General features: G+C 68.6%; 25 protein-coding genes and 3 pseudogenes. 17 read left to right on the forward strand and 11 right to left on the reverse strand.

Annotated features, from left to right (window positions below; genetic code table 11):
• Nucleotides 1-111 precede the first annotated feature (111 nt).
• The gene (locus tag DJ69_RS12220; protein ID WP_099255859.1) at nt 112-1,506 is read right to left on the reverse strand and encodes a hemolysin family protein; all 1,395 of its coding nucleotides are present in this window, start codon (nt 1,504-1,506) and stop codon (nt 112-114) included.
• A gap of 186 nt (nt 1,507-1,692) precedes the next feature.
• Here DJ69_RS12220 and DJ69_RS12225 point away from each other — a divergent pair, with 186 nt between their 5' ends.
• The 3 genes from DJ69_RS12225 (at nt 1,693) to DJ69_RS12235 (ending at nt 3,172) form a co-directional block, all read left to right on the forward strand.
• The gene (locus tag DJ69_RS12225) at nt 1,693-1,953 is read left to right on the forward strand and encodes a glutaredoxin family protein (protein ID WP_099255860.1); all 261 of its coding nucleotides are present in this window, start codon (nt 1,693-1,695) and stop codon (nt 1,951-1,953) included.
• Between the two features lies 1 nt (nt 1,954).
• Nucleotides 1,955-2,464, forward strand: coding sequence for a redoxin domain-containing protein (locus DJ69_RS12230; protein WP_099255861.1), 510 nt, complete (start codon nt 1,955-1,957; stop codon nt 2,462-2,464).
• Nucleotides 2,465-2,572: 108 nt separating this feature from the next.
• The gene (locus DJ69_RS12235; protein WP_099255862.1) at nt 2,573-3,172 is read left to right on the forward strand and encodes an L-threonylcarbamoyladenylate synthase; all 600 of its coding nucleotides are present in this window, start codon (nt 2,573-2,575) and stop codon (nt 3,170-3,172) included.
• A 33-nt stretch (nt 3,173-3,205) separates the two neighbouring features.
• On the opposite strand, the gene DJ69_RS12240 is transcribed toward DJ69_RS12235, so the two are convergent.
• The 3 genes from DJ69_RS12240 to DJ69_RS12250 all read right to left on the reverse strand — a co-directional run bounded on the left by DJ69_RS12240 (nt 3,206) and on the right by DJ69_RS12250 (nt 5,720).
• Nucleotides 3,206-3,472: an HAH_0734 family protein gene (locus DJ69_RS12240; protein ID WP_004049300.1), complete on the reverse strand. Its 267-nt coding sequence runs from the start codon at nt 3,470-3,472 to the stop codon at nt 3,206-3,208.
• 117 nt (nt 3,473-3,589) lie between these two features.
• Entirely contained in the window at nt 3,590-5,410 is a 1,821-nt protein-coding gene (locus tag DJ69_RS12245; RefSeq protein ID WP_099255863.1) for a ribosome biogenesis/translation initiation ATPase RLI, read from the reverse strand.
• 1 nt (nt 5,411) lies between these two features.
• Nucleotides 5,412-5,720 carry an EMC6-like membrane protein gene (locus DJ69_RS12250; RefSeq protein ID WP_099255864.1) on the reverse strand — a complete coding sequence of 103 codons (309 nt, stop codon included), beginning with the start codon at nt 5,718-5,720 and terminating at the stop codon, nt 5,412-5,414.
• 336 nt (nt 5,721-6,056) lie between these two features.
• On the opposite strand from DJ69_RS12250, the gene DJ69_RS12255 reads away from it, so the two are divergent.
• Entirely contained in the window at nt 6,057-6,338 is a 282-nt protein-coding gene (locus tag DJ69_RS12255; RefSeq protein ID WP_099255865.1) for a MarR family transcriptional regulator, read from the forward strand.
• Between the two features lie 20 nt (nt 6,339-6,358).
• On the opposite strand, the gene DJ69_RS12260 is transcribed toward DJ69_RS12255, so the two are convergent.
• Nucleotides 6,359-6,646: a DUF7536 family protein gene (locus DJ69_RS12260; protein WP_099255897.1), complete on the reverse strand. Its 288-nt coding sequence runs from the start codon at nt 6,644-6,646 to the stop codon at nt 6,359-6,361.
• A 250-nt stretch (nt 6,647-6,896) separates the two neighbouring features.
• On the opposite strand from DJ69_RS12260, the gene DJ69_RS12265 reads away from it, so the two are divergent.
• Nucleotides 6,897-7,871, forward strand: coding sequence for a C-terminal binding protein (locus DJ69_RS12265; protein WP_099255866.1), 975 nt, complete (start codon nt 6,897-6,899; stop codon nt 7,869-7,871).
• A 25-nt stretch (nt 7,872-7,896) separates the two neighbouring features.
• Here the strand turns inward: DJ69_RS12265 and DJ69_RS12270 are convergent, their stop codons facing one another.
• Nucleotides 7,897-8,688 carry a DUF6663 family protein gene (locus DJ69_RS12270; RefSeq protein WP_099255867.1) on the reverse strand — a complete coding sequence of 264 codons (792 nt, stop codon included), beginning with the start codon at nt 8,686-8,688 and terminating at the stop codon, nt 7,897-7,899.
• A 122-nt stretch (nt 8,689-8,810) separates the two neighbouring features.
• Here DJ69_RS12270 and DJ69_RS12275 point away from each other — a divergent pair, with 122 nt between their 5' ends.
• Nucleotides 8,811-9,434: a methyltransferase domain-containing protein gene (locus DJ69_RS12275; RefSeq protein ID WP_099255868.1), complete on the forward strand. Its 624-nt coding sequence runs from the start codon at nt 8,811-8,813 to the stop codon at nt 9,432-9,434.
• 38 nt (nt 9,435-9,472) lie between these two features.
• On the opposite strand, the gene DJ69_RS12280 is transcribed toward DJ69_RS12275, so the two are convergent.
• Both DJ69_RS12280 and DJ69_RS12285 read right to left on the reverse strand, forming a co-directional pair.
• Complete coding sequence (locus DJ69_RS12280) at nt 9,473-10,018, reverse strand: type IV pilin N-terminal domain-containing protein (RefSeq protein WP_394338362.1); 546 nt, start codon at nt 10,016-10,018, stop codon at nt 9,473-9,475.
• Nucleotides 10,019-10,068: 50 nt separating this feature from the next.
• Nucleotides 10,069-11,406 carry a DUF7094 domain-containing protein gene (locus DJ69_RS12285; protein WP_099255869.1) on the reverse strand — a complete coding sequence of 446 codons (1,338 nt, stop codon included), beginning with the start codon at nt 11,404-11,406 and terminating at the stop codon, nt 10,069-10,071.
• 153 nt (nt 11,407-11,559) lie between these two features.
• On the opposite strand from DJ69_RS12285, the gene DJ69_RS12290 reads away from it, so the two are divergent.
• From DJ69_RS12290 to DJ69_RS12325, 11 genes and pseudogenes are all read left to right on the forward strand, one after another.
• Nucleotides 11,560-12,861, forward strand: a complete 1,302-nt coding sequence (locus DJ69_RS12290) for a helix-turn-helix transcriptional regulator (RefSeq protein ID WP_099255870.1) — start codon at nt 11,560-11,562, stop codon at nt 12,859-12,861.
• A 110-nt stretch (nt 12,862-12,971) separates the two neighbouring features.
• Nucleotides 12,972-13,760: an electron transfer flavoprotein subunit beta/FixA family protein gene (locus tag DJ69_RS12295; protein WP_099255899.1), complete on the forward strand. Its 789-nt coding sequence runs from the start codon at nt 12,972-12,974 to the stop codon at nt 13,758-13,760.
• Nucleotides 13,760-14,707, forward strand: a complete 948-nt coding sequence (locus tag DJ69_RS12300; RefSeq protein WP_099255871.1) for an electron transfer flavoprotein subunit alpha/FixB family protein — start codon at nt 13,760-13,762, stop codon at nt 14,705-14,707. The genes DJ69_RS12295 and DJ69_RS12300 overlap by 1 nt, the downstream gene beginning before the upstream one ends.
• A gap of 85 nt (nt 14,708-14,792) precedes the next feature.
• Nucleotides 14,793-15,722: a DUF5995 family protein gene (locus DJ69_RS12305; protein WP_099255872.1), complete on the forward strand. Its 930-nt coding sequence runs from the start codon at nt 14,793-14,795 to the stop codon at nt 15,720-15,722.
• A 52-nt stretch (nt 15,723-15,774) separates the two neighbouring features.
• The gene (locus tag DJ69_RS12310; protein WP_180271811.1) at nt 15,775-16,029 is read left to right on the forward strand and encodes a hypothetical protein; all 255 of its coding nucleotides are present in this window, start codon (nt 15,775-15,777) and stop codon (nt 16,027-16,029) included.
• Between the two features lie 93 nt (nt 16,030-16,122).
• Nucleotides 16,123-16,494 (forward strand): annotated as a pseudogene (locus DJ69_RS18875) (AAA family ATPase); the annotation flags it as partial.
• Nucleotides 16,495-16,563: 69 nt separating this feature from the next.
• Nucleotides 16,564-17,796: pseudogene (locus DJ69_RS18880) on the forward strand (replication factor C small subunit); the annotation flags it as partial.
• Nucleotides 17,797-17,799: 3 nt separating this feature from the next.
• Nucleotides 17,800-18,411 (forward strand): annotated as a pseudogene (locus tag DJ69_RS18885) (replication factor C small subunit); the annotation flags it as partial.
• Between the two features lie 85 nt (nt 18,412-18,496).
• Nucleotides 18,497-19,015 carry a metallophosphoesterase gene (locus DJ69_RS12320; protein WP_099255874.1) on the forward strand — a complete coding sequence of 173 codons (519 nt, stop codon included), beginning with the start codon at nt 18,497-18,499 and terminating at the stop codon, nt 19,013-19,015.
• Between the two features lie 406 nt (nt 19,016-19,421).
• Complete coding sequence (locus DJ69_RS19040) at nt 19,422-19,550, forward strand: DUF7859 family protein (RefSeq protein ID WP_275539527.1); 129 nt, start codon at nt 19,422-19,424, stop codon at nt 19,548-19,550.
• A gap of 1 nt (nt 19,551) precedes the next feature.
• Nucleotides 19,552-20,727, forward strand: a complete 1,176-nt coding sequence (locus tag DJ69_RS12325; protein ID WP_099255875.1) for an inorganic phosphate transporter — start codon at nt 19,552-19,554, stop codon at nt 20,725-20,727.
• 116 nt (nt 20,728-20,843) lie between these two features.
• Here DJ69_RS12325 and ygfZ read toward each other — a convergent pair whose 3' ends face one another.
• The 3 genes from ygfZ to DJ69_RS12340 form a co-directional block, all read right to left on the reverse strand.
• Entirely contained in the window at nt 20,844-22,004 is a 1,161-nt protein-coding gene (gene ygfZ, locus DJ69_RS12330; protein WP_099255876.1) for a CAF17-like 4Fe-4S cluster assembly/insertion protein YgfZ, read from the reverse strand.
• 90 nt (nt 22,005-22,094) lie between these two features.
• Entirely contained in the window at nt 22,095-22,394 is a 300-nt protein-coding gene (locus DJ69_RS12335) for a DUF6432 family protein (RefSeq protein ID WP_099255877.1), read from the reverse strand.
• 71 nt (nt 22,395-22,465) lie between these two features.
• The gene (locus DJ69_RS12340; RefSeq protein ID WP_099255878.1) at nt 22,466-22,987 is read right to left on the reverse strand and encodes an archaemetzincin family Zn-dependent metalloprotease; all 522 of its coding nucleotides are present in this window, start codon (nt 22,985-22,987) and stop codon (nt 22,466-22,468) included.
• Nucleotides 22,988-22,992: the final 5 nt, after the last annotated feature.

The raw sequence follows: 22,992 nt of genomic DNA on the forward strand, positions 1-22,992 counted from the left end.
GGCTGGGGCTTTGGAGGTGGTCACCCTCGATCCGCCGTCAGTAATCAGTTATAGGCGACCGACAGAACCACCAGAGACGCTCTCCGCCCGATCACTGTTCACGACAACGTACTACTCCGCGTCGTTCGGGGGCGCTTCGGGCTCGGCACCCGGCTCCGCCGCCTCTTCCTCGGCGATCGACTCGGCCGTCTCGGCGGCGTCGAGCACGGTCACCCGCGCGGACATGATCCGGGTGTTGTCCACGCGCTCGATCCGGATCCGGATCCCGTCGAACTCGATCTCCTCGCCCTCCTCGACGAGACGCCCGGCGCGGTTGAAGACGAAGCCGGCGAGCGTCTCGAACTCCTCGCCTTCGGGGAGGTCGATCCCGAGTATCTCGTTGACCTCGTCGATGTTCACCTCGCCCTGCACGACGGCGACGTTGTCCTCGATGAACTCCACGGGGGCCTCCTCGTCGCCCTCCAGGATCTCGCCGACGATCTCCTCGACCATGTCCTCCAACGTGATGATCCCCTCGGTGGTGCCGAACTCGTCGATGACGGTGACCATCTGGAGGCGGTTGTCCTGCATCTCCGCGAGCAGCTCGTCGGCGTTCTTCGACTCGGGGACGTGCAGCGTCGGCTTAACGACCCGCGCCAGCGACGGCTCGCCCTCGGAGTAGCGCAGCTCGCGGACCAGGTCGCGCACGGTCACGACGCCGATGATGTTGTCGAGGTTCCCCTCGTAGACGGGGACGCGCTCGTGGTCGGCCTGGATACACTTCTCGATCGCCTCCTCGACCGAGGACTCCTTGGCGACCGCGGTGACGTCGAGGCGGGGCGTCATCACCTCCTTGGCGATGGTGTTGTTGAACCGGAAGATGCGGTCGAGCATCTCCCGCTCCTCCTCCTCGATGACCCCCTCGCGCTCCCCCGTCTCGATGATGTCCTGAATCTCGTCGCGGGTGACGTACGTCGACTCGATGGCGGACGACCCGCCGATCACCTTGTTGACTCCCTTCACGATGTAGTCGAACAGGACCACGAGCGGGTACAGCGCGTATTCCGAGAGCTTGAGCGGGCGGGCGATCCGGAGCGCCCACGACTCGGTGTTCTCGACGGCGTACGACTTCGGCGCGCTCTCGCCGAAGATCAACACGAGCGTCGTGATGCCGAACGTCGTCGCCAGCACCGACTCGCCCCGCGAGAGGTAGATCCCGAACAGCGCGGTCGCGATGGAGGTCATCGCCACGTTGACGATGTTGTTCCCGACGAGGATCGTCACCAGCAGGCGGTGGGGGTTCTGTTTCATACCCCGGATCGTCTCCGCCCCTGTTACCCCCTCGTCGACGAGGCTGTCGACGCGGTGTTGCGGCAGCGAGAACATCGCGATCTCCGACGAGGAGAAGAACGCCGACAGTCCGACCAGGACGAGAATCGCGGCGACGCCGAGGACGGTCACGACGCCGTCGCCGGGCATCGGTAGCTGGAGGACATCGGCCGCCGACACGCTGGACGACAAACCCATATTCGTTTGCTTTCTGGCTCCCCGCGATTAAAGCGTTCCCTTCGCACACTCACTGTGCCGGTCGAGTAGCGATTACGGCGGGCGCGCTCGGTCGATCGACGATCACCGAACCGGCGATCCGGAGGGCTCCGCCCGCGAAGTACCGCCGCCGACATGATTACCCGTCTCGCCGGCAAACGGCGAGGTATGAGCGACCCACCGATCACCCTGTACCGACTGCAGGCGTGTCCCTACTGCGAGCGCGTCGCCCGCACCCTGAACGAACTCGACGTGGCGTACCGGTCGCGGTACGTCGAGCCGATGCACTCCGAGCGCAACGTCGTCAAGCGCGTCTCCGGGGCGCGCAGCGTCCCCGCCATCGTCGACCGCGAGACGGGCGTGACGATGTCCGAGAGCGCGAACATCGTGGAGTACTTGAAGGGAACCTACGGCGAGGGGGGTGCCTGAGATGCCCGACTTCGACGTCGTCTCGCTGCCCGAGACGGACCACGTCGCCGAGGGCGACACGGCGCCCGACTTCACCCGACCGCTCGTCGACGAAGAGTACTGGGAGGACTGCGCGCTCGACGAGGCCGTCGACGGGCCGACCCTCCTGCTGTTCCACCCGATGGACGGCGCCTTCCAGGCGACGTACCTCCACAACACGGTCGACGACCACGGGTGGGCGGCCGATCTGGACGTGCTCGGCGTGTCGATCTCCTCGCCGTACGCCCACAAGCGCCTCCTCGACGAGCGCGCCGACGGCGTCCGGCTCTTCTCCGATCCCGGCGCGGGCGTGATCGAGGCGTACGGTCTCGCACACGACATCGACGGGATGAGCGGGATCACCGAGACGCGACCCGCCGTGTTCCTCTTGGACGCCGACCGGACCGTCGAGTTCGCGTGGGTCGCGAGCGAACACCCCGAGTTCCCGGACGCGGAGGCGATCGGCGACGCGATCGACCGGCTCGTCGACTGACTGCGAAACCGACCGCGCAAACGATCGTCACCCCCGGCACCCGGTTGCCGGTGCCGATCGTCACCCCCACTCGTTACCCTTTTTCGCGACCGCCACGAACGCGATGGTGTGACAACGGACAGCGACACCCTCCGACGAGCGGCCGAGGCGGTCGCCGACGGCGATCTCGTGGTCTACCCGACCGAGACGGTGTACGGGCTCGGCGGCGACGCGCTCGACCCAGACGCGGTCGAACGGGTGTTCGATCTGAAGGGACGAGAGCGCTCGAATCCGCTCTCGCTCGGCGTCCCGAGCGTCGACGCCGCGCTCCGACACACCAAGCCCACCGAGTTCGCGATCTCGTTCGCCCGGGCGTTCCTCCCCGGCCCCGTGACCGTGGTCGTCGAGCGCGGCGACGCGGTCCCCGACGCGCTCACCGCCGGACGCGACCGCGTCGGGATCCGCGTTCCCGACCAGCCGGTCGCCCGCGACCTGCTCCGAGAGACCGGACCGCTCACCGCGACGAGCGCGAACGTGTCCGGACGGGGGAGCGTGACGAGCCTCGACGACCTCGGCGACCGGATCCGCGAGGGTGTCGCTGTGCTGATCGACGACGGCGAGACGCCCGGCACGGAGAGCACCGTGGTCGATCCCGAGGCGAGGACGATCCACCGCCGCGGCGCGATGGCCGGCGCCATCGAGGCGTGGCTGGACGATCCGCCGGTGTGAGAACAGAGTCGAAACCGCAGACGGACGGCGGCGTCAGACCGACAGTTCGCCCTTCGCTTTGATCACGTCGAGCTCCTCGGCGTCGATCGTGTCGACGTCGAGCCAGTGAGGGACGTACTCGCGTTTGTCGTAGGCCTCGCGCTCGTCTTCGGTGCCGACGGTACACCAGAGCTGGGGCTCGTCCGGGCCGTGCCAGCCACCCTGGACGTTGATACCGAAACACACCAGCTCCTCGCCCTCGTACTCGATCACCGCGTCCCGCCGGATCCCGGGGTCGCCGCGAATGATGAGGTGTTGCATATCCCGTCGTTCGCGGCATCCCCGCTTAATCGCTTCGATACCGCGGATTCGGGTGGGCAGGTGAGAAGTGGAGCGGAACGGAGCGAGGACGGGAACGGAGCGAGGGAGGAAGCGGCGTCAGGTGGAGTAGTAGTACTCGCCCTCGCGCTTCTGCGAGCTGTCGAGCTGCGAGCCCGGCTTGTTGATCCGGGGGCGGCCCGTCCGCTCGTCGCGGCGGAAGGTGATGTCCAGGTCCGCGAGGAACTCGTTCATCCCGTCGCGCATCTCCTGGGGCGGAGTCGCGTGCCCGCGCTCGGCCGGCTCGCCGTCGAACACCATCAGGCGGTCCGCGAGGAGATCGATCATGTAGATGTCGTGGTCGATCACCATCACGGTCGCGTCGTGATTCTCGGCGTACCGGCGGATCGCGGTCGTCGCGCGCACCCGCTGTTCCACGTCGAGGTGGGCGGATGGCTCGTCGAGGAGGTACAGGTCGGCGTCCTCGGAGAGACACGCCGCGATGGCGACGCGCTGGCGCTCCCCGCCCGACAGGTCCGAGAGGTTCTGCTCCATCACGCGGTCGAGCTGGAGCGGCTGAGCGATCTCGGCGTTCCAGTAGGAGCTGCCGAACTCGTCGGTGATCGAAGAGAGGAAGGCGTCGACGCGCATCGGCTGGTCGATGTCGATGTACTGCGGCTTGTACGAGATGTCGAGCGCGAAGTCGAGCTCGCCTTCGTCGGGCTCAAGCGAGCCCGCGAACAGCTTCGCGAGCGTCGACTTCCCGATCCCGTTCGGGCCGACCACGCCGAGCACCTCGGAGCGGTTGATTTCGCCGCCGTCGACGTGGAGCTCGAACTCGCCGTCGCCGTACGACTTCGAGAGCTCGGGGTACTCGATCAGCGTCTCGCTGCGCGAGGAGACCCGCGGCGCGTGCTCCTCGAAGGTGATCGCGGACGGTCGGATCCGCATGTTCTCGTTGTCCAGATACCCTTTCAGGTACTCGTTGATCCCGTTGCGGACCGACTTGGGATCGGTGATGACCCCGTACGCCCCCGGCTCCCCGTACGCGACGTGGAGGGTGTCGGCCAGGAGATCGAGGATGGCGAGGTCGTGCTCGACGACGAGCATCGAGCGCTCGGCGGTGTCGTCGTCCGCGAGCTCGCGGATGAGCCGCGCGACGACCATCCGCTGGCCGATGTCGAGGTACGGCGTGATCTCGTCGAGGAAGTAGAAGTCGGCGTCGCGGGCGAGACACGCCGCGATGGCGACGCGCTGCAGCTCGCCGCCGGAGATGGAGTCGATCGGCTGGTCCATCACCGGCGCGATGTTGAGCCGGTCGATGAGGGAGTCGAGCGCGCCGCGCTCGTCGGTGCGCTCCAGCAGCTCGCGCGTGTTGCCGTCGAACTGGTTCGGGATCTGGTCGACGTACTGCGGCTTGCGCGCGACCGTCACCTCACCCTCCTTCAGCGATTCGAGGTAGTTCTGCAGCCCGGTGCCGCGGAACCGGTCGAGCACGCGCTCCCAGTCGCCCTCCGACTCGTGGTCGCCGAGGTTCGGGACCATCTCGCCGGCGAGCGCGTGGACCGCGGTCGACTTCCCGATCCCGTTCGGGCCGAGGATGCCGGTGACGTTGCCCGGTTTCGGCGTCGGGAGCCCGTACAGCGAGAAGGCGTTGTCGCCGTAGCGGTGAACCGGGTCCTCGTCGAGCTCGGAGGGGAGGTTGATGATCTCGATCGCGTCGAACGGACACTTCTCGACGCAGATCCCGCAGGTCTCACCGAGGCAGATCTCCTCGGAGATGTGAATCTGGTCCGGGTCGCCCTCGACCGCGTCTTCGCCGCGTTCGGTAATGCACTCCTTCCCCGTCCGGTTGGGCGGGCAGTAGTTCGCGCACTCGTAGTTACACCGGTCAGGCTGGCACCGATCGAGGTCGACGACGGCGATGCTGTCGTCCGCCATCTTACGCCACCAGTTGCACGCCGGAGGTCGCAAGCACGGTGTAGCTGATGAACCACAGCGTGAACGTCAGAAACGCCACGTAGAGGTTGTCCTTGACCCCGAAGTCGCCGACGCCGATCACCTTGTACAGCGGGAACTGGGCAACCACGAACGCGCCCATCACCAGCACGCCGGTGGTGCTGGCGGCGTCAACCGGATCCGTCCCGACGTACGCGGCCGAGACGACGCCGGCGGCGATCCCCGCGAGGCAGCAGATCGTCGTGACGACCACGCTTCGGGTATGGCCAGATATCCCCGAGTCGTCGCTCATACGAGTCGATCCGCGAGCACAGGTGAAAAGCCGTTCGTTCCGCCGAGCGCTCGGGCCCGAACGCCGCCGACGGGGACCGCCCGACCCGTGACGAGCCGCTGTAACGACCGCGGCGGTGACTCGGCAGCTCCGGAGTCGACCCGGCAGGCGCTGGCGGCGAAGCGCGCGCGAGCGACATCGCTGACTGACTGGTCAGTTTGCCGGGAGTATACCGGATTATATTGCCTCATCTCTCGCCAATAACCAGCAGAAATATCCGGTAACGGCGACGGATCGCCGGGTTGAACGCGGTGACGCATCAACATTTATGACGATGTGCGGTTTCCGTTCGTAACGATGGAAGGAACCCAAACGGAGGGACTCGACGACCTCCCGCCGAGCGCCAAGCTCGTCTTCAAGGTGCTCGAGTACAACGGGCCGTTGACCCAGAAGGGGATCGTCCAAGAGTCGATGCTGTCGGCTCGAACCGTCCGCTACGCGCTCGAGCGGCTGGAAGGGATCGACGTCGTTGACGAGGACGTGTACTTCGCGGACGCCCGGCAGAACCTCTACAAGCTCACCGAGCCCGCGCAGGAGTTCACCGGCGACGAGAGCGACGCGTCCTGTACCGCCGACTGATCGACGCGGTCTCCAATCTTCTACTCGCCGCCCTCTTCGGACTCGCCAGACATGTCTCGCGCCCCGCGCACGGCTTCGGCGACGGTGAGTGCGATGGCGACGAGCAGTGCGAACGTCGCCGCCAGCACGAACGCCAACAGCAGGAACCACGCGTCCGGCCCGAACAGCGGATACTCTCGGGTGTCGATCACCGGCCCGAGCAGTTCCAGCGTTCGGACCGCGTACAGCAGGACCGCGAGGGCCGCACCGGCGACGAGCCCGACGCGGACGTTCCGGTAGAACGCCAGCGACTCCAACAGCACGAGCATCGGCGGCTTGGTCGACGGGTCGGTCGGACTGTCGTCGCTCACGGACGCCCTTGCGAGCGCGCGCGCAAAGAGGCATCGGAACGATCGGGACCTCGATCGGCATGATCGGGACCTCGTAAGGGGGAATCGACTCGCGGGGGAACCGGGGCGAAGCGATCCCGACTCGAGAGACGATCACGATCGAAAATTGGTGTTTCAGGAGCTGAAAACGCGAGAAAGGCGTCAAGTAGGGCGGGACAAATGTTGGCGTATGGCCAGAGTTGTGCTGTCGGCGTTCCCGATGATCGACCCGGAGACGTACCGCGAGACCCTCGACGACGCGGTGGACGAGCCCGTCGATATCGAGGTCGCCGAACTGGGGTCGACCGAGCGCCTGATCGAGGCGGCAGCGGGCGCCGACGCGGTGGTGACCGACATCAACACGCCGGTCACCGCCGAGGCGCTCGACGCGCTGGACCTCCGGGTGGTCGTCCGGTCGGCGGTGGGCGTGGACAACGTGGACGTGGGCGCCGCCGCCGACAACGGCGTCACCGTCACTCGCGCCCCCGACTACTGTACCGACGAGGTGGCGACCCACTCCGTCTCGCTGCTCCTCGCCGGTCTCCGGTCGCTGAAGCGGTACGACGACCACGTCGCCGCCGGCGGATGGGGTTGGGAGCCCGGGCGGCCGATCCACCGCGTGAGCGCGTCGACTATCGGGTTCGTCTCGTTCGGCCCGATCGCGCAGCGCGCGGCCGAACAGCTCGCCGGGTTCGGCGCCGACCTCGTCGCCTACGACCCGTTCGTGGAGGCCGAAGACATGGCGGAGTACGGCGTCGAGAAGGCGGCGTTCGACGAGCTGTTCGACCGCGCCGACCACGTCGGCGTCTACGCGCCCCTGACGGACGCGACGCGGGGGATGGTCGACGCCGACGCGCTCGGTCGGCTCGACGAGAGCGCGGTCGTCGTCAACGTGAGCCGCGGACCGGTCGTCGACGACGCGGCGCTGCTCGACGCGCTGGAGTCGGGATCGATCAAGGGCGCCGCCCTCGACGTGCTCGACGACGAACCGCCCGAGGACGACCCGCTCGTCGGGCGTGACGACACGGTCGTCACGCCGCACGCGGCGTGGTACAGCGAAGAGGCGCGCGACGACCTCAACCGAAGCGGCGCCGCCGACGTGGCGGCCGTCCTCAACGGCGAGCCCCCGGCGGGGCGGGTCGACCCGGACGCCGACTGGCTGTAGCGGGGGAACGCGCTACCGCGGATCGTTACAGTCGGTCGAGGGCGTCGAAGCCGTCTTCGTCGCCGTCGCTGAGGTCGTCTTCGTCACCGCCGTCCGATCCCGCCTTGGCCGCGTCGAGCGCGCCGTCGTCGAGCCCCGCAGCGAGGCCGGGGCCGAGATCGTAGGTGTCGCGCACCGTCTGGGCCAGCACGCCCTCGCGGTCGAAGACGACGTAGACGGCGACGAAATCGTGGGCGGCGGGACGGAGAACGAACACCTCGCGGGGGTCGTCGTCCTCTCGCGACTCGTTGACGCGCGCGACGAGGGGCTCGACCGGGATCCGTCCCGCCCGGAGATCGGCGAACGCGTCGCTTCCCGGGGCGTCCGCGAACAGGTACAACGCGCCGTTCGGGTCGCCGTCGTTCGACCGGGTGGTGATCGAGCCGACCGCCTCCCCCGCGGAGCGGATCTGGTCCCACGCGTCGACGGCGGCTTCGAACATCCCCTCCACGCCGTCCGCGTAGCGAAAGCGACTCTCCCGGACGGTTTCGACATCCGCGAAGCGGGCCGAACCGTCGGTCCACGCGAGCGTCGCGTCGACGACGACCCCCGGCTCCAGCGACGCCACCCGGTCGGCGAGGTCCCCTTCGTACCCCTCGGCGGCGGCGTACAGCGGGTCGAACCGATCCTCGGCGTCGGGGTCGGTCGGGTCGATCGGCTCCTCCGGATGCTCGACGAGAACGAACTCCTCCGGTGGATCAGACGGTCCGGTCCCGTCGATGTCGGGACGGGGGCGGCGGTCGTGGACGCGGAAGCGGCCGCTCGTCGTCGGTTCCATACCCGACGGTCGGGCGGCGAGCGGAAAAGCGGGTCGGAACGGGAGCGCGCGTCGGGGACGCGGCGGCGACGGCCGCGGGGGATCCGTGTCGTTATGGGGCGGGCGACCCAAGCAACCGGTAAATGGGGATCCTCGAGGACAAGTCGAACGCCCGGGTGTTCTACAAGTACCTCTCGAAGGTGTACGACAAGATCAACTGGTTCAACTGGAACGAGGAGATGCGCGCGGAGGCGCTCTCGTGGCTGGAGTTCGGCGACGATCCGAAGGTGATCGACGTGGGGTGTGGCACCGGGTTCGGCACCGAGGGGCTCCTCGAACACGCCGACGACGTGCACGGGCTCGACCAGAGCGTCCACCAGATGGAGAAGGCGTTCGAGAAGTTCGGAAGACACGACCGCGTGAGCTTCTACCGCGGCGACGCCGAGCGGCTCCCGTTCCGCGACGACACGTTCGACGTGGTGTGGTCCTCCGGCTCGATCGAGTACTGGCCGAATCCGATCGAGGGGTTACGAGAGCTCCGCCGCGTCGCGAAGCCGGGCGGGCAGGTGCTCGTGGTCGGCCCCGACTATCCGCACAACCGCGTCCTCCAGCGGGTCGCCGACGCGATCATGCTCTTCTACGACGAGGAGGAGGCCGACCGGATGTTCGAGGCCGCCGGCTACGAGACGTACGAACACCACATCCAGCAGTCGACGCCGCGGAGCCCGCGTGCGATCACGACGGTCGCACGGGTCCCCGAACGGTAGCGGGTGACGCTCGAACCCCCGTTCCCCACCCTCGCTCCTTATCCCGAGTCGACGACCGCCTCCAGCGTCGCAACGGGTCGTCCGTCGACCGAGATATCGACGGCCACGGTCCGACCGGGTTCGAGGGTCGGATCGTTCGTCTCCGCGACTCGGAACGACGCCGTCCCGCCGACGCGCCAAGCGCCGTCTGTCGCGGCGTTGAACGCGCCGGTCGGTCCCGGGTGGAACCCCGCCGCCGAGAAGAACGGGACCGGCGGCTGCCGGGCGAGCGGCTCGCCGTCGATTCGCACACGGACCGTTAGTTCGGTCGCGTTGAGCGCGTCGCCGCCGCGGTGCGTGACCGTAATCCGGTCGTCGGTCGCCGACAGCGACAGGGCGGTCGTCGGCGCCGGTTCGGGCGGAGCGCCGATCGTCGCGGTCACGACCCCGCCCGCGAGCACGACCGTGATAGCGAGCAGCAGGACGCCGGCGACGGGCGCGAGCGCACGGGAAGACCGAACGGCGGTCGAGCCCGTAGCAACGGCTTCCGGTCCCGTTTCGGTCGGTGGGCTCCCCCCGGACGATTGGTCGATGTCGGTTGGCACGGGGGGAGTGCCGCGGGATCCGTGAAAAGCGTCGGGGGCAGCCGCGATCCCTACGCGTCGTCTCCCGCAACCGGACGCGGCGTCGCGATGGGTTCGAGGTCGTCGACGAACACCGCGCGGGGCTCGTCGACGACGGTGACCCGGTAGGACTCCGGGGGCGAAAGCGTCCGAACCACACCGTCCGCGTTGGTGGTTCCGATCGTCTGACTGTCCCCGCCGCCGACGCTTTTGGTGACCGTAACGTCGGAGACGGGCTCGCCGGTCTCCTCGTCGCGGACCGTGACTGTCACCGGACCGCCGGCGTAGCTGCGGTCGACGGTGACGTTGAAGCCGTCCCCGGTCTCGGAGACGAGTTCGGTGTCGGGGAACGCGTCGAGCGCGAGGCGTTGGTGCTCCACGAACACCTGACTCGTGCCCCCGCTGACGAAGGTGCGCAGGACACCGAAATCGTGGGGAATGGTGATCCGCTGGACCGAACCGGCGCCGAAGGCGTCGGGTTCGCGGAGCGACGCCGTCTCGGGGTAGGCGGTCGACGTGACTTCGATCGCCTCGTCGTTCCCGATCGCTCCGCCACCGCGGTCCCAGCGGTCGAGCCGGAAGACCTCACGGACGTACTCGCCGTCGATGATCGCCGCCAGCACGACCGACTGGTTGCTCGACTCAATGTACAACTCAGTGGCCGCCACCTCGCCGCGCGCGGCCGAGAGCGCGTAGTCGCGGACGGGGCCCTCGTACACCTGCAGCGCGACTTGGAGCTCGTCGAGCCGAGTCGGAGAGCTGAACCCGTCGGTCTCCTCGGCTAGCGCGTCGAGCGCTTCCAGTCGCGCGTCGTACTCGCGGGCGGTCGCGGCGATCCGGACGAGCTCGTCGAGGAGCTCCCGGTCGGAGAGTTCGCCGGCGGCGTGTGCGCTGAACGCCTCGGCCTGTCGGCTGTTGAGCGTCACCTCGTCGCGCTCGACGCGGTTGATCGCGGCGAGGATACGGCGCTGCCGCTCCGGCGTCGTCTCGGCGGCCTCGACCCGCTGAACGACCGCCGCGGTTTCCATGGCCGCGTCGGTCTCGTCGACGGCGAACCCGACCGACGAGCCGAGGTTGGCACCGCGGCTCCCGGATCCGAAGCGCGTCTCGCTGTCGCTCGGCGTGGACAGCGTCCGGAAGGTGAGGTTCTCCGAGGCCACCTGCGGACGGCCGCGGTCGCCGTCGCCGCCGGCGAGCACGCCGGTCGCCGCGGATCCGACGCGCGTGACGGTTGCATCGGTGCCCTCGACGACCGAATCGGGGGCGGTCGCGGGGTCGGCGACCGACCCCGCGACGGCCGCCGGGGACGCCGCGCCGACGATCGACGCGAACAGAAGCAGCAGCGCGAGGGAGACCGGGAGGGCTCTCATACAGCGTTGGTTCGCGTCAGGATATAAAAAATCCACCTCAACGAACCGACGGGCCGGCCGGGATTCGGAGCCGGTTCGGTGGCCGCGAGCCCGTCGGCGAGCAAAACGAACGATGGAAAGCGTTTTGCCCGGCGCCTGAGTGCCCTGATCCGTATGCGGAACGCCCCGTCTCGCGCCCTCCTCGTCGGGCTAGTGGCCGTCGCACTCGTTGCGAGCGGCGTCGCGCCCGTCGCGGGAGCCGCCCCCTCGCCCGCACCCTCCCTCGACGCCGACGCGTCGGCCGGCGACGCGTCTGCCGTCGATCCGTTGGCCGTCGACCCGTCGGCCGCCGAACAGATCGAAGAGCCGTTCGACCCGGCCACGTCGACGCGGATTCTGATCGAGCCGACGCCGGACCGGGACGCCCGGTGGACCGTGTCCGTCAGGTACGCCCTCACCGATGGGGCGGACCGCGCGGCGTTCGACGCGGTCGGGGACAGGTTCGTCGAGGGCGAGATCGGGCCCAAATCGGCGCTGTTCGAGGGGTTCGCTCGTGAGGCCAGTCGGAACGTCGACCGAACGATGCGGATCGAAGACGCCGCGCGCGAGGTCGTCGTCCACGACGACCCCTCGTCGTTCGGCGTGGCGAGCGGCGAGACGGCGGCGGTCGGCGAGCTCCGCCTGACGTTCGTCTGGACCCAGTTCCTCGACGAAGACGGCGAGAACCTGGTGCTGGGCGACGCGTTGACGACACCCAACGGCGGGACGTGGCTGCTCTCGCTGGAGGAGGGGCAGACGCTCGAAGTGGCGACGCCGGAGGGGTACACCATCACCGGGACCTCGGACGCCACGGACCGGCTGCGGGACAACGCCGTGATCGTCGAGGGGCCGCGCGTCTTCGGCGAGGAGGAGCGGGTCGCGGTCGTGTACGCGCCGGCCGCCTCACCCCCGTGGACGATGATCACCGCCGCGATCGTCGTCGCCGCCGTGCTCATCGCCGGGAGCATCGTCGGATACCGACGCATCGACGGCGGTCCGGCCCCCGCGTCGGGCGGGAGCACGAACGGGGCGACCGTCGACAGCGACGGCGGAGAACGCGCCGGCCCCGAAGGGCGCGACGACGCAGAGGGCGCCGCGGGCGATCCCGACCCGACGGTCGACGGACCGGAAGCGGGCGACGACGCGACACCCGAGGGGGACGACGAGGACCTCTCGCTGCTGTCCGACGAGGAGCGCGTCGAGCGCCTCCTCGAGGAGAACGGCGGGCGGATGCGACAGGCCGACATCGTCGCCGAGACCGGGTGGTCGGACGCGAAGGTGTCACAGCTGCTCTCCGCGATGGCCGATGCGGGGCGCGTGGAGAAGCTTCGGCTGGGGCGCGAGAACCTGATCTCGGTTCCAGACAGCGATGGATCCGACGGCGACGACGGTCGCTCCGACAGCGAGCCCGGCGGCAACGGCGAATCCGAGAACTGAGGCCGATTCCGGGGACGGGAGCGGAGCGATCGGGAGTGGATCGCGGAAACTGCGCCCCCACGGTGCGGCGTTCCGAAAGCTCTTACAGGTCGAACGACGGAATGTTGATCATGAAAGTTCTGGTGACAGTCAAGGAAGTCGCGGAGCCGGACGACGACTTCGCGATCGAGGGCACCGACATCGCAGCGTCCGACCTTGAGTACGACCTCAACGAGTGGGACGACTACGCGGTCGAGGCGGCGGTGCAGCTGGCCGAAGCGGGAATTGCCGACGAGGTCGTCGCCGTCACCATCGGGCCGGAGCGCGCGGAGGAGACGATCCGGATGGCGCTCGCGAAGGGTGCCGACCGCGCCGTGCGGGTCTGGGACGACGCCTTCGAGGCGGGCTTCGCCGACGTGCCCGCGAAGGTCGCGACGTTCGAGGCGGTCGTCGAAGCGGAAGAGCCCGACCTCGTACTCGGCGGCGTACAGGCCGCTGACACCGGGTTCGGCGCGACGGGCGTCGCGCTCGCCGAGCGGATCGGCTTCGAGCACGCCGCCGTCGTCAACGACCTCGAGGTCGACGCCGACGCGAGCGTCGCGCACGTTCACCGCGAGCTGGAGGGCGGCGTCGAGGAGCTGACCGAGGTTGACCTCCCCGCCGTGCTGACGGTTCAGACGGGACTCAACGAGCCGCGCTACGCGAGCCTCCGCGGCATCCGGCAGGCCCAGCGCAAGGAGATCGACGCGACGGATCTGGCCGACCTCGGGCTGTCGGCCGACGACGTCGAGAGCTCGCTGACGATCACCTCGATGTACGAGCCGGAGAGCGAGTCGGACGCCGAGATCATCGAGGGCGACGCCGGCGAGAGCGCGTCGTGCCTTGCTGAGGTCCTCCGCGAGAAGGGGGTGAGCGCGTGATGTCCGACGTGCTCGTCGTCTCGGAACACCGTCGCGGGGAGCTTCGCGACGTCTCCTACGAGGCAATCGAGGCCGGCCGCGAACTCGCCGACGCGCAGGGCGGCGACCTCCACGTCGCGGCGGTCGGCGGCGATGTCGACCGGTTCGCCGAGGACCTGAACCGCGAGGGCGTGGACGCGGTCCACGCGGTCGCGAACGGCGAGGAGTTCGACCACAACGTCTACCAGTCGGCGGTCGGTGCGCTCCTCGAGAAGACCGACGCGGAGACGGTCGTGGTCCCCAACTCGGTCAACGGGCTGGACTACGCGCCCGCCGTCGCCGAGGCGTACGACCTCCAGCTGGTGACCGACGCGATCGGCTTCGAGTACGACGACGGGCTGACCGTCACCCGCGAGATGTACGGCTCGAAGGTGGAGACGACCGTCGACGTCGACGGCGACCGCTTCCTCCTCACCGTCCGCGGCGGCGAGTGGGCGCCCGCGGAGGGCGTCGGCGACGCGTCGGTGGAGTCCGTCGACGTCGACCACCCTGACTCCGGCGCGCGCGTCACGGGCTTCGAGGAGGTCGGCGGCGGCGACGTCGACATCGCCGACGCGGACGTGCTCGTCTCGGTCGGGCGCGGCATCGAGGAGGAGGAGAACTTGGAGCTCGTCGAGGAGCTCGCCGACGCGCTCGGCGCGACGCTCTCCGCATCGCGGCCGATCGTCGACAACGGGTGGCTCCCGAAGAACCGGCAGGTCGGGCAGAGCGGGAAGGTCGTCACCCCGGACGTGTACATCGCGGTCGGGATCTCCGGCGCGGTCCAGCACGTCGCCGGGATGAAGGGGTCGGACACGATCGTCGCGATCAACACGGACCCGAACGCGCCCATCTTCGACATCGCCGACTACGGCATCGTCGGCGACCTGTTCGACGTGGTTCCCGAGCTCGTCGACGAGTTCGCGTAGTCGACGCCGGCCTCGGTCCGGCAGCAACGTTCTTTTGGTTCGGCTGAGTACCGGCCGATGTCGACGGCGTCCGCCGTCGCTCACGATGACCCCGATCCGCACCGCCGTCCCGACCGCCGAGGAGGCGAGAGCGCTGCTGACCGGGATCCGGCGGACGGCCGATGTCGACATCGACGTCGACGCGATCGCCGCGGAGCTGGCGGACGACGAGCCGGACGCGGCGCTGCTCGATCTCGTCGCGACGCCCTTCGCGTCCGTCGCGGACGTGGACGAGCGGCTGGCCCGAGCCGAGTCGTACCTCCGTGAGCGCGGCGACCGGCGCGCGGTGTTTCTCACGGTGTACAGTCGGATGACGGCGACCGTCAGAACGGCGATCGACGACGGCGCGTTCATCGACGCGGAGTGGGCCGCGTCGTATCTCGTCGCCTTCGCGGAGCGCTACCGCCGGGCGCTGGTCGCGTTCGAGCAGCGGGACTTCGAGTCGCTCCCGCGTCCGTGGCTGATCGCCTTCGCCGCCGGCGCTCGCGGCGAAACGCTCGTCGCGCAGGACGCCCTGCTCGGCATCAACGCGCACATCACCTACGACCTCACGTACACGCTCGGCGACATCGGCATCGACCCCGACCGCGACGCCAAGCGCGCCGACCACGACCGGATAAACGCGATCCTCGCGCGGCTCGTCCAGACCGCACAGGACGCGCTGGTCGAGACGTACGCCGCGGTCGGGATTGCCGGCATCGACCGGCTGCTCGACCCCCTCGACGACCGGTTGGCCCTCCTCGGGCTGAAAGGGACTCGGGAGTTCGCCTGGCGGAACGCCGTGTTGCGCGCCGACCTCCCGGCGTGGGCCGGCGAGCGGTACGTCGACTGGCGCACCGAAACGCTCTCCACCGGCGCCGCGGCGGTCGTACTCGCACCGGACGTCGACGGCGACACGGCCGCGCGGCTGCGCGACGCGGAGGCCGAGGTCGACGCGGCGAGCGCGTTCTGTGAAACGGTCCGGCGGCGGCTGTGAGCGGATGGGTGCGGGAGAAACACCTATCAGGGTCGTCGCAGATGTGACGGTTATGCCACATATCCGGGGGACGATCCACGGCGTCGCCGCGATGGTGATGCTCGTGGTCGGCTCCATGCTGACGAACACGATCCGCGCGGAGTACGAACTGTTCGCGCAGCTCGCCGCGACGACGACGCATCTGCTCGTCGACGTGGCGAACCTGCCGATCTCGCGGGAGATCGCCGAGGTGGTCGTCCCCGTCGGGGTGCTGATGGGGATCTGGGTGTTCGCCTACGAGCTCCAGCGGCTCTCGCGGAGCGGCTGACGGCCGAGCGCCGCGGCGCGAACCGGCTGGCGCCGCGCTCCGTCGCGACCCGTTCTCGGGGCGTTTATCACCCCGCCGACCCTCCGATCCGGCATGAGCGAGGCCGACGAGCAGACGGCTGCGACCGCGACCGGCCGGGAGATCTGGATCGAAAAGTACCGGCCGCAGTCGCTCGACGACATCCACGGCCAAGAGGAGATCGTCGAACGGCTCCAGAGCTACATCGAACAGGACGACATCCCGCACCTTCTTTTCAGCGGTCCTGCCGGAGTCGGAAAGACGACCGCAGCCACCGCCATCGCCCGACAGGTGTACGGCGAGGACAACTGGCGCGGCAATTTCCTCGAGCTGAACGCCTCCGATCAGCGGGGGATCGACGTGGTGCGCGACCGGATCAAGGGGTTCGCGCGGTCGTCGTTCGGCGGCGACTTCCGGATCGTGTTCCTCGATGAGGCAGACTCGTTGTGCGTACCGCCGGGAACCGAAGTTGTGACGGGATATCCGTCGAAGCCCGAAATAAAACCGATCGAGGAGGTGAGTACCGAGGGCGAACCGATCCCGTCTGTCGATTTCGAGACCAACGAGATACAGTCCGACAAAGGGAAACTCGTCGACTCCGGTACCGCGGATTTCCTCCAAGTGGAACTGGAGGACGGCCGAACCACGATTGCGAGTCCGACTCACCCGTTCTTCGTGGTCGGCGAAGATGGGAGACTCGTAGAGAAGGAGCTCAGAGAACTATCATCGGGGGACGAAATCGCGGACTTCAAAGACGAGATCGGGGTGTCCCAGTGCGAGATCTGTGAGTCGTGGACGGCGGGGCGGTTCTGTTCCGTCGAGTGCAAAAATGAGGGCCACAGCCGGAAAATGCGCGGAGACGGGAACCCGATGCACGGGACCGAGTGGTCCGACGAGCGGCGAGAGAAGATCGTCGAAAAGCTCTCTGACGGTCGCTTTGCGGGGAGTAACAATCCGAATTACGGCGGGGATTTCCATGGCGTCAACGTGTGGGAAATGGACGAGGAGACAGTGGAACGAGTCCGCGAGACGATCAGCGAGATGCGGTCGGGAACGTCGTGGGAAGAGTGGGTTGTCGACGCAGATCCCGACGAGGTGAAAGCAGACATCGGCGCGGCCACGGTCGAGTGGTGGGAAAGCTTGGACGACGACGAGAGACAAGCGGTAATCGAAAAGAGCGTCGAAAACTGTGACTATCCGGTTTGTGACATCAGCGGCGACAATAACCCGATGCGTGATCCGGAAGTCGCACAGAAGGTGTCCGAAGCGCTGAAAGGTCACGAGCCGACCGGCGGCAACATCAGGCACAGCGACGAACTCGGACATCTGGTTCGATCCGACTGGGAGTACGATGTCGCGAAGGCGCTGCAGGAAGAAGGCATCGAGTACGAGTACGAACCGGCATTCGAGCTGTCTGACTACGTATACCACCCCGATTTCCTGCTCGGAGACACGGTAATCGAGGTCAAAGGAGTCGCCGAGCTTTGGGGGCAGACGGAGAAAGTCGAGGAGTTCCTCGAGACGTACGGCGACGAGTACACCTACGTCGTGGTCGGCGACGGCGCCATGCCTCACCACGAGCACTACGAGAAAGAGGAGTTCGAACCGGCGGTCGTCACGGACGGCGGACTACAGGGCGTCCAGACGGTCGCGATCGACAGCATCGAATACAGCCATCGCGGCAAGGCGTACAACATTAGCATGGAGGACACTCCCAACTTCATGCTCGCAAACGGGGTATTGACGCACAACACCGATGACGCTCAGTCAGCGCTTCGCCGGACGATGGAGCAGTTCTCCGACAACACGCGCTTTATCCTCTCGTGTAACTACTCGTCGAAGATCATCGACCCGATCCAGTCGCGCTGTGCCGTCTTCCGCTTCTCGCCGCTCTCCGACGAGGCCGTCGCCGCGCAGACCCGCGAGATCGCGGCGGCGGAGGGGATCGAGGTGACGGACGCGGGGGTCGACGCGCTGGTGTACGCGGCCGACGGCGATATGCGCCGCGCGATCAACTCGCTGCAGGCGGCGGCGACGACCGGCGACGTCGTCGACGAGGAGGCGGTGTACGCGATCACGGCGACCGCGCGGCCCGAGGAGATCGAGTCGATGGTGACGAACGCGTTGGAGGGGGACTTCTCGCGGGCGCGGGCGACCCTCGACACGCTCCTCACGGAGACGGGGATGGCCGGCGGCGACGTGATCGACCAGCTCCACCGCTCCGTCTGGGAGTTCGACCTGACCGAGCGCGAGGCGGTCGCGCTGATGGAGCGGATCGGCGAGGCCGACTACCGGATCGCCGAGGGGGCGAACGAACAGGTGCAGTTGGAGTCGCTGCTCGCCTCGCTGTCGCTGGAGGAATAGGTCGTCTCCCGCTCGGCGGCTCGTTCGGATCGCGGGCGGCGCCGCCGGACGTGTTTTTTAAGCCGGACGCGCGCCGACGGAGCGTATGCTCGTCGTCGTCTCGGACACCCATTCACGCGAGGAGTCGAAGCTTCAGGGGCGGACCGCGGAGGCGGTCCGCGAGGCCGACCTCGTCATTCACGTCGGCGACTTCTACCGCGAGCCGGTGCTCGACGCGTTCGAGTCGGCCGCCCGAACGCTCCGGGGCGTGTACGGAAACAACGACGACGCCGCGATCCGCGACCGGCTCCCCGAGGTGCTGACCGTGGAGTACGAGGGCGTCCGGTTCACCGTCACGCACCGGCACCGCAGCGGCGACACCGGGCTCGTGATGCTCGCCCGGGAGCGCGACGCCGACGCCGTGATCTGCGGCCACAGCCACCGGCCCCGGTTCGACGACTCGGGCGCGCTCCCGATACTGAATCCCGGGAGCCACGCACAGCCGCGCGGGAACCGTCCGGCGCACGCGGAGCTCGAACCGGCCTCCGAGGGGGCAAGCGCGCTAACCGGGAGCCTCGTCACGCCGGGCGGTGAGGTCTTCGAGGAGTTCCGGATCGATCCCTGAGTCGGGCGTGGGTGGGCGACAGCGGCCGGGATCGGTCGCTGGCCGGATGAAAACGCCCGCCAAACGGGGTGGCAGGGGGACTGAAGGGCATCGGCGGACGGACACGACACCCCGCCCGGTCGGTCACGCCGGGACGCAGGGGGGGAGGGAGCATGGAGTGACCCGAACAGGCAAGCGTTATCGGTCGTCGCGGCTCGCCAGTGGGTGACCGAATGTGGGGAGAGGGCCGAAGCGGGGGTCGCATCGATATCTTGTGTCGGTGAGATCATATAGGTGACTGAGACACAAAGGCGCGTTTTAGTCACCGACTGACGGTGAGCGCACTCGCCCGGCGAGAGAGCCGATCGGAATCGGCGGGCGACCGGGGTGCCGAAACGCATAACACCGTGCCGACGGATCCGACTGTATGCTCCCGGTCGAACCGTTGTTCGTCGTAATTCTCGTTGTCCTACTCGGCTTCTTCTTCTTCGCCTTTCTGCTGGTCCGGCGCACCCTGACGGGGCTCCGCGAAGGGTTCGAAGACGGGCAGCAGTAACATGGTCGTCGCAACCGTCGCCACCCTCGGCGTCGCCGCCGCCGCCAGCCTCTTCATGGCGTGGTCGATCGGCGCCGGCTCCTCCGGATCGACGCCGTTCGCTCCGGCCGTCGGCGCCAACGCCATCTCCGTGATGCGCGCGGGGCTTGTCGTCGGGGTGTTGGGGCTGCTGGGCGCGATCCTCCAGGGCGCGAACGTGACGGAGGCGGTGGGAACCGAACTGATCGGCGGCGTCACCCTCACCGCCGGCGCGGCCATCGTCGCGCTGCTCACCGCGGCCGCGCTCGTCGCGATCGGCGTGTTCGCCGGCTACCCGATCGCGACCGCCTTCACCGTCACCGGCGCGGTCGTCGGCGTCGGCCTCGCGATGGGCGGGGATCCGGCGTGGCCGAAGTACACCGAGATCCTCACGCTGTGGGTGCTCACTCCGTTCGCCGGCGGCGGCGTCGCCTACGTCGTCGCGCGGGGGCTCATCGGCGACGCGCTCCCCGAGCGGCCGCTCACCGCCGCGCTCGCCGGACTCGTCGGCGCGCTTGTCGCGAACGTCGGGTTCGCGCTGCTCGGTCCGCCGGGCGAGCAGGCGTCGTTATCGGCGGCGATCGGCACCGAAATCGGCGTCGGCGCGTTCGGGGACGCGCTCGTCACGGCCGCGGTCGCGGCGGTCGTCGCGGCCGCGGTGTACGCCGATCTCGGTCGGGACCGCGAGGGCGCCCAGCGCCGGTTCCTCCTCGCGATGGGCGGCCTCGTCGCGTTCTCGGCCGGGGGGTCGCAGGTCGGCCTCGCCATCGGGCCGCTCGTGCCGATCTTCAGCGAGGTCGGGGTCCCGTTGTGGGCCCTGCTCGTCGGCGGCGGCGCGGGGCTGCTGGTCGGGTCGTGGACCGGCGCGCCGCGGATGATCAAAGCGATCTCGCAGGATTACGCCTCGATGGGACCGCGGCGGTCGATCTCGGCGCTCATCCCGTCGTTCGCGATCGCGCAGACCGCCGTCGCGTTCGGGATCCCCGTCTCGTTCAACGAGATCATCGTCTCCGCCATCGTCGGCGCCGGCTACGCCGCGGGCGACGCCGGCGTGAGTCGGTCGAAGATGGGGTACACCGTGTTCGCGTGGATCGCGTCGCTCGTCGGCTCGCTGACGCTCGGGTTTAGCGTCTACACCGCGGTGCAGTTCGTGATCTGACGGCGATCCGATCGGCGAACCGCGGTGGTCCGGCTATCATCCGGCTATCGTCCGGCGTTACCGGCGGCTCGGCGGCGGATGACTTCGAAACCCGGAGGGCACCGAGCCGGCGTCGGCTACTCGTCGTCCGGGTACGTCGGCAGCCGCGCGGAGCGGGCGCTCCCGTCGACGGACGCGAACGGGAGGTCGGTCCGCGTCGCCGACACCTCCGCGCCGTCGACGCGCACGGTGGGGGCGGCGAGATCGGCGTCGAACCGGACGAGCGCCAGCGCGATCGGATCGCCGGCGGCGGGGCCGACCGCCGCGCGGGTCACCTCGCCGACCGCCTCGTCGCCCGCGAAGACGGCGGCGCCGGGGGAGGGCAGGAGCGCGTCGTACTCCTCCGGGTCGGTGTCGCCGTCGATCTCGGCGGTCGCGTCGGCGAGGCCGTCGAGGGCGAGCCCGACGAGTCGGCGGCTCGGGCGCCCCTGGTTCTCGACGCGGGAGACGACCTCCTGTCCGACGTAACACCCCTTCTCGAAGTCCAGCGCGTTGCGGAGCCCGAGGACGTTCGGGACCGTCCCGTCCAGTTCGTACTCGAAGAGCGGCGTGCCGGCTTCGAGCGAGAGCGCGTCCCACGTCCGGTACCCGAACGGCGCCGCGTTGAGCCCGCGGTTGATCAGGGTGTCGAGCACCTCTTCGGCGTCCGCGGCGGCGCAGACGACCTCGTACCCCTCCTCGCCCAGGGGGGCGTCGCTCGCGATGACGGTGACGCCCGCGTCGACCATCGATCCGCGGACGAACGAGAGCGGCTTCTCGGGGGCGCCCGGCCCGCCGAGCACCGAGGCGATCTTCTCCGTCGACTTGGGCCCGTGAACCCCGAAGACGGCGAGCTCGTCGGAGATGTCGTCGATCGCCACGTCCTGGATGAACACCTTGTCGGCCCAATCTTCGGCGACCGCCTCGGTCCGCTCCGGCGGGAGGAAGACGAGCAGGCGCTCGTCGGCGTTGTACACGTACATGTCCGTCTCGATCCCCCCCTGCGGATCGAGCAGGAGCGCGTACACGCCCTGCCCGTCCTCGCCCGGGACCCGGTTGGAGACGGCGTTGTCGACGAACTCGACGCGGTCGTCGCCCGTGACGGCGAGGACGCCGTACCCCATCTCGATCGCGCCGACGACGTTGCGGACCGCCTTGCCGACGCGCTCTGGTTTCCCGTAGTGATCGACCACTTGCCGGCCGCCGCGGTCGCGGTACACCGCGCCGTGGGCACCGTGGGTGTCGGAGACGAGAGTCATACCGGTAGAGAGTCGGGGGAGCGGCAAAAGGTCGCTGGCTTCGGCAGGCCCGAGCGAGGCCGCGTCCCCGCTCGCGCACGCGCCGTGTCGCTACAGTCCGAGCCGGTCGCGGACGGCGTCGATGAGGGTGTCCGAGCTATCCTCGATCTGATCGTCGGGATCGGGGATGACGCGGTCGTGCGCGTAGACACGCACCCGCTGCTCGCTCTCGACGGTGATGAGCGAGTCCGCTTTCAGCGTCGACAGCGCCTCCTCGACGGCGTCGATGTCAGCGTCGACGGCCGCGCGAAGCTCCAGCACCGTCATCCCCTCGTCGCCGCGGTCGACAAGCGCGTCCAACAGCGCGACCTCGACGTCCGGCCGGTCGCGGTACTCCGGCTTTGCGGCCATACGCGGTAGTTGGACAGGATGCGGTTTACGTCTACCGGCGGGAACCGAGTCGCTCCCGAGCGACGGCGCCCTTATCGAACGAGCCGCGAACAGGAGCCGCAGAGGTTCTCCTCTTTCACGTCGACCTCGCGGACGGTCGGGGAAAAGGACATGACGCACTTGCTGTTGTCGCAGTGCTCCAAACCGAGGGTGTGACCGATTTCGTGGACGACTTCCTTGCGGACGCGGTCGGCAAACACGTCGACTGCGGGCTTGGTGGAGACGCCCCCGTCGGAGGACGTTCGGAGCCGGTGAGTGGAGATCACGGAGCCGTTTCCGTTGAGATACGCGAGTCCGAACACGTAGTTCCGACGGCGGTAGTAGAGGTCGCGCGGAGTGATTCCGATGTTCTTCTCGCCGCCGCCGACGCGACCGACGGTCTCGATCAGGTCCTCGGCGCGGTACTGATCGCGGCCCTCGTCGTAAGCCGCCCCGGGAATCGGCTGGTCGTCGTGGACCGTCACGTCGCAGTCGTACACGGAGCGGAGCGCGGCGGAGGCCTCGCGTTTCACGCGGGGCGTGACCTCCCCGACTGGGACGATGTCCACGAGCATGGAAT

The organism is Halorubrum persicum (assembly GCF_002727125.1).
Taxonomy (GTDB): Archaea; Halobacteriota; Halobacteria; order Halobacteriales; family Haloferacaceae; genus Halorubrum; species Halorubrum persicum.

Bases quoted from the DNA above. Each gene is read 5' to 3' on its own strand.
- DJ69_RS12220 (WP_099255859.1), bottom strand. From the start codon at position 1,506: ATGGGTTTGTCGTCCAGCGTGTCGGCGGCCGATGTCCTCCAGCTACCG.
- DJ69_RS12225 (WP_099255860.1), top strand. From the start codon at position 1,693: ATGAGCGACCCACCGATCACCCTGTACCGACTGCAGGCGTGTCCCTAC.
- DJ69_RS12230 (WP_099255861.1), top strand. From the start codon at position 1,955: ATGCCCGACTTCGACGTCGTCTCGCTGCCCGAGACGGACCACGTCGCC.
- DJ69_RS12240 (WP_004049300.1), bottom strand. From the start codon at position 3,472: ATGCAACACCTCATCATTCGCGGCGACCCCGGGATCCGGCGGGACGCG.
- DJ69_RS12245 (WP_099255863.1), bottom strand. From the start codon at position 5,410: ATGGCGGACGACAGCATCGCCGTCGTCGACCTCGATCGGTGCCAGCCT.
- DJ69_RS12250 (WP_099255864.1), bottom strand. From the start codon at position 5,720: ATGAGCGACGACTCGGGGATATCTGGCCATACCCGAAGCGTGGTCGTC.
- DJ69_RS12255 (WP_099255865.1), top strand. From the start codon at position 6,057: ATGGAAGGAACCCAAACGGAGGGACTCGACGACCTCCCGCCGAGCGCC.
- DJ69_RS12260 (WP_099255897.1), bottom strand. From the start codon at position 6,646: ATGCTCGTGCTGTTGGAGTCGCTGGCGTTCTACCGGAACGTCCGCGTC.
- DJ69_RS12265 (WP_099255866.1), top strand. From the start codon at position 6,897: ATGGCCAGAGTTGTGCTGTCGGCGTTCCCGATGATCGACCCGGAGACG.
- DJ69_RS12270 (WP_099255867.1), bottom strand. From the start codon at position 8,688: ATGGAACCGACGACGAGCGGCCGCTTCCGCGTCCACGACCGCCGCCCC.
- DJ69_RS12275 (WP_099255868.1), top strand. From the start codon at position 8,811: ATGGGGATCCTCGAGGACAAGTCGAACGCCCGGGTGTTCTACAAGTAC.
- DJ69_RS12285 (WP_099255869.1), bottom strand. From the start codon at position 11,406: ATGAGAGCCCTCCCGGTCTCCCTCGCGCTGCTGCTTCTGTTCGCGTCG.
- DJ69_RS12290 (WP_099255870.1), top strand. From the start codon at position 11,560: ATGCGGAACGCCCCGTCTCGCGCCCTCCTCGTCGGGCTAGTGGCCGTC.
- DJ69_RS12295 (WP_099255899.1), top strand. From the start codon at position 12,972: ATGAAAGTTCTGGTGACAGTCAAGGAAGTCGCGGAGCCGGACGACGAC.
- DJ69_RS12300 (WP_099255871.1), top strand. From the start codon at position 13,760: ATGTCCGACGTGCTCGTCGTCTCGGAACACCGTCGCGGGGAGCTTCGC.
- DJ69_RS12305 (WP_099255872.1), top strand. From the start codon at position 14,793: ATGACCCCGATCCGCACCGCCGTCCCGACCGCCGAGGAGGCGAGAGCG.
- DJ69_RS12310 (WP_180271811.1), top strand. From the start codon at position 15,775: ATGCCACATATCCGGGGGACGATCCACGGCGTCGCCGCGATGGTGATG.
- DJ69_RS12320 (WP_099255874.1), top strand. From the start codon at position 18,497: ATGCTCGTCGTCGTCTCGGACACCCATTCACGCGAGGAGTCGAAGCTT.
- DJ69_RS19040 (WP_275539527.1), top strand. From the start codon at position 19,422: ATGCTCCCGGTCGAACCGTTGTTCGTCGTAATTCTCGTTGTCCTACTC.
- DJ69_RS12325 (WP_099255875.1), top strand. From the start codon at position 19,552: ATGGTCGTCGCAACCGTCGCCACCCTCGGCGTCGCCGCCGCCGCCAGC.
- ygfZ (WP_099255876.1), bottom strand. From the start codon at position 22,004: ATGACTCTCGTCTCCGACACCCACGGTGCCCACGGCGCGGTGTACCGC.
- DJ69_RS12335 (WP_099255877.1), bottom strand. From the start codon at position 22,394: ATGGCCGCAAAGCCGGAGTACCGCGACCGGCCGGACGTCGAGGTCGCG.
- DJ69_RS12340 (WP_099255878.1), bottom strand. From the start codon at position 22,987: ATGCTCGTGGACATCGTCCCAGTCGGGGAGGTCACGCCCCGCGTGAAA.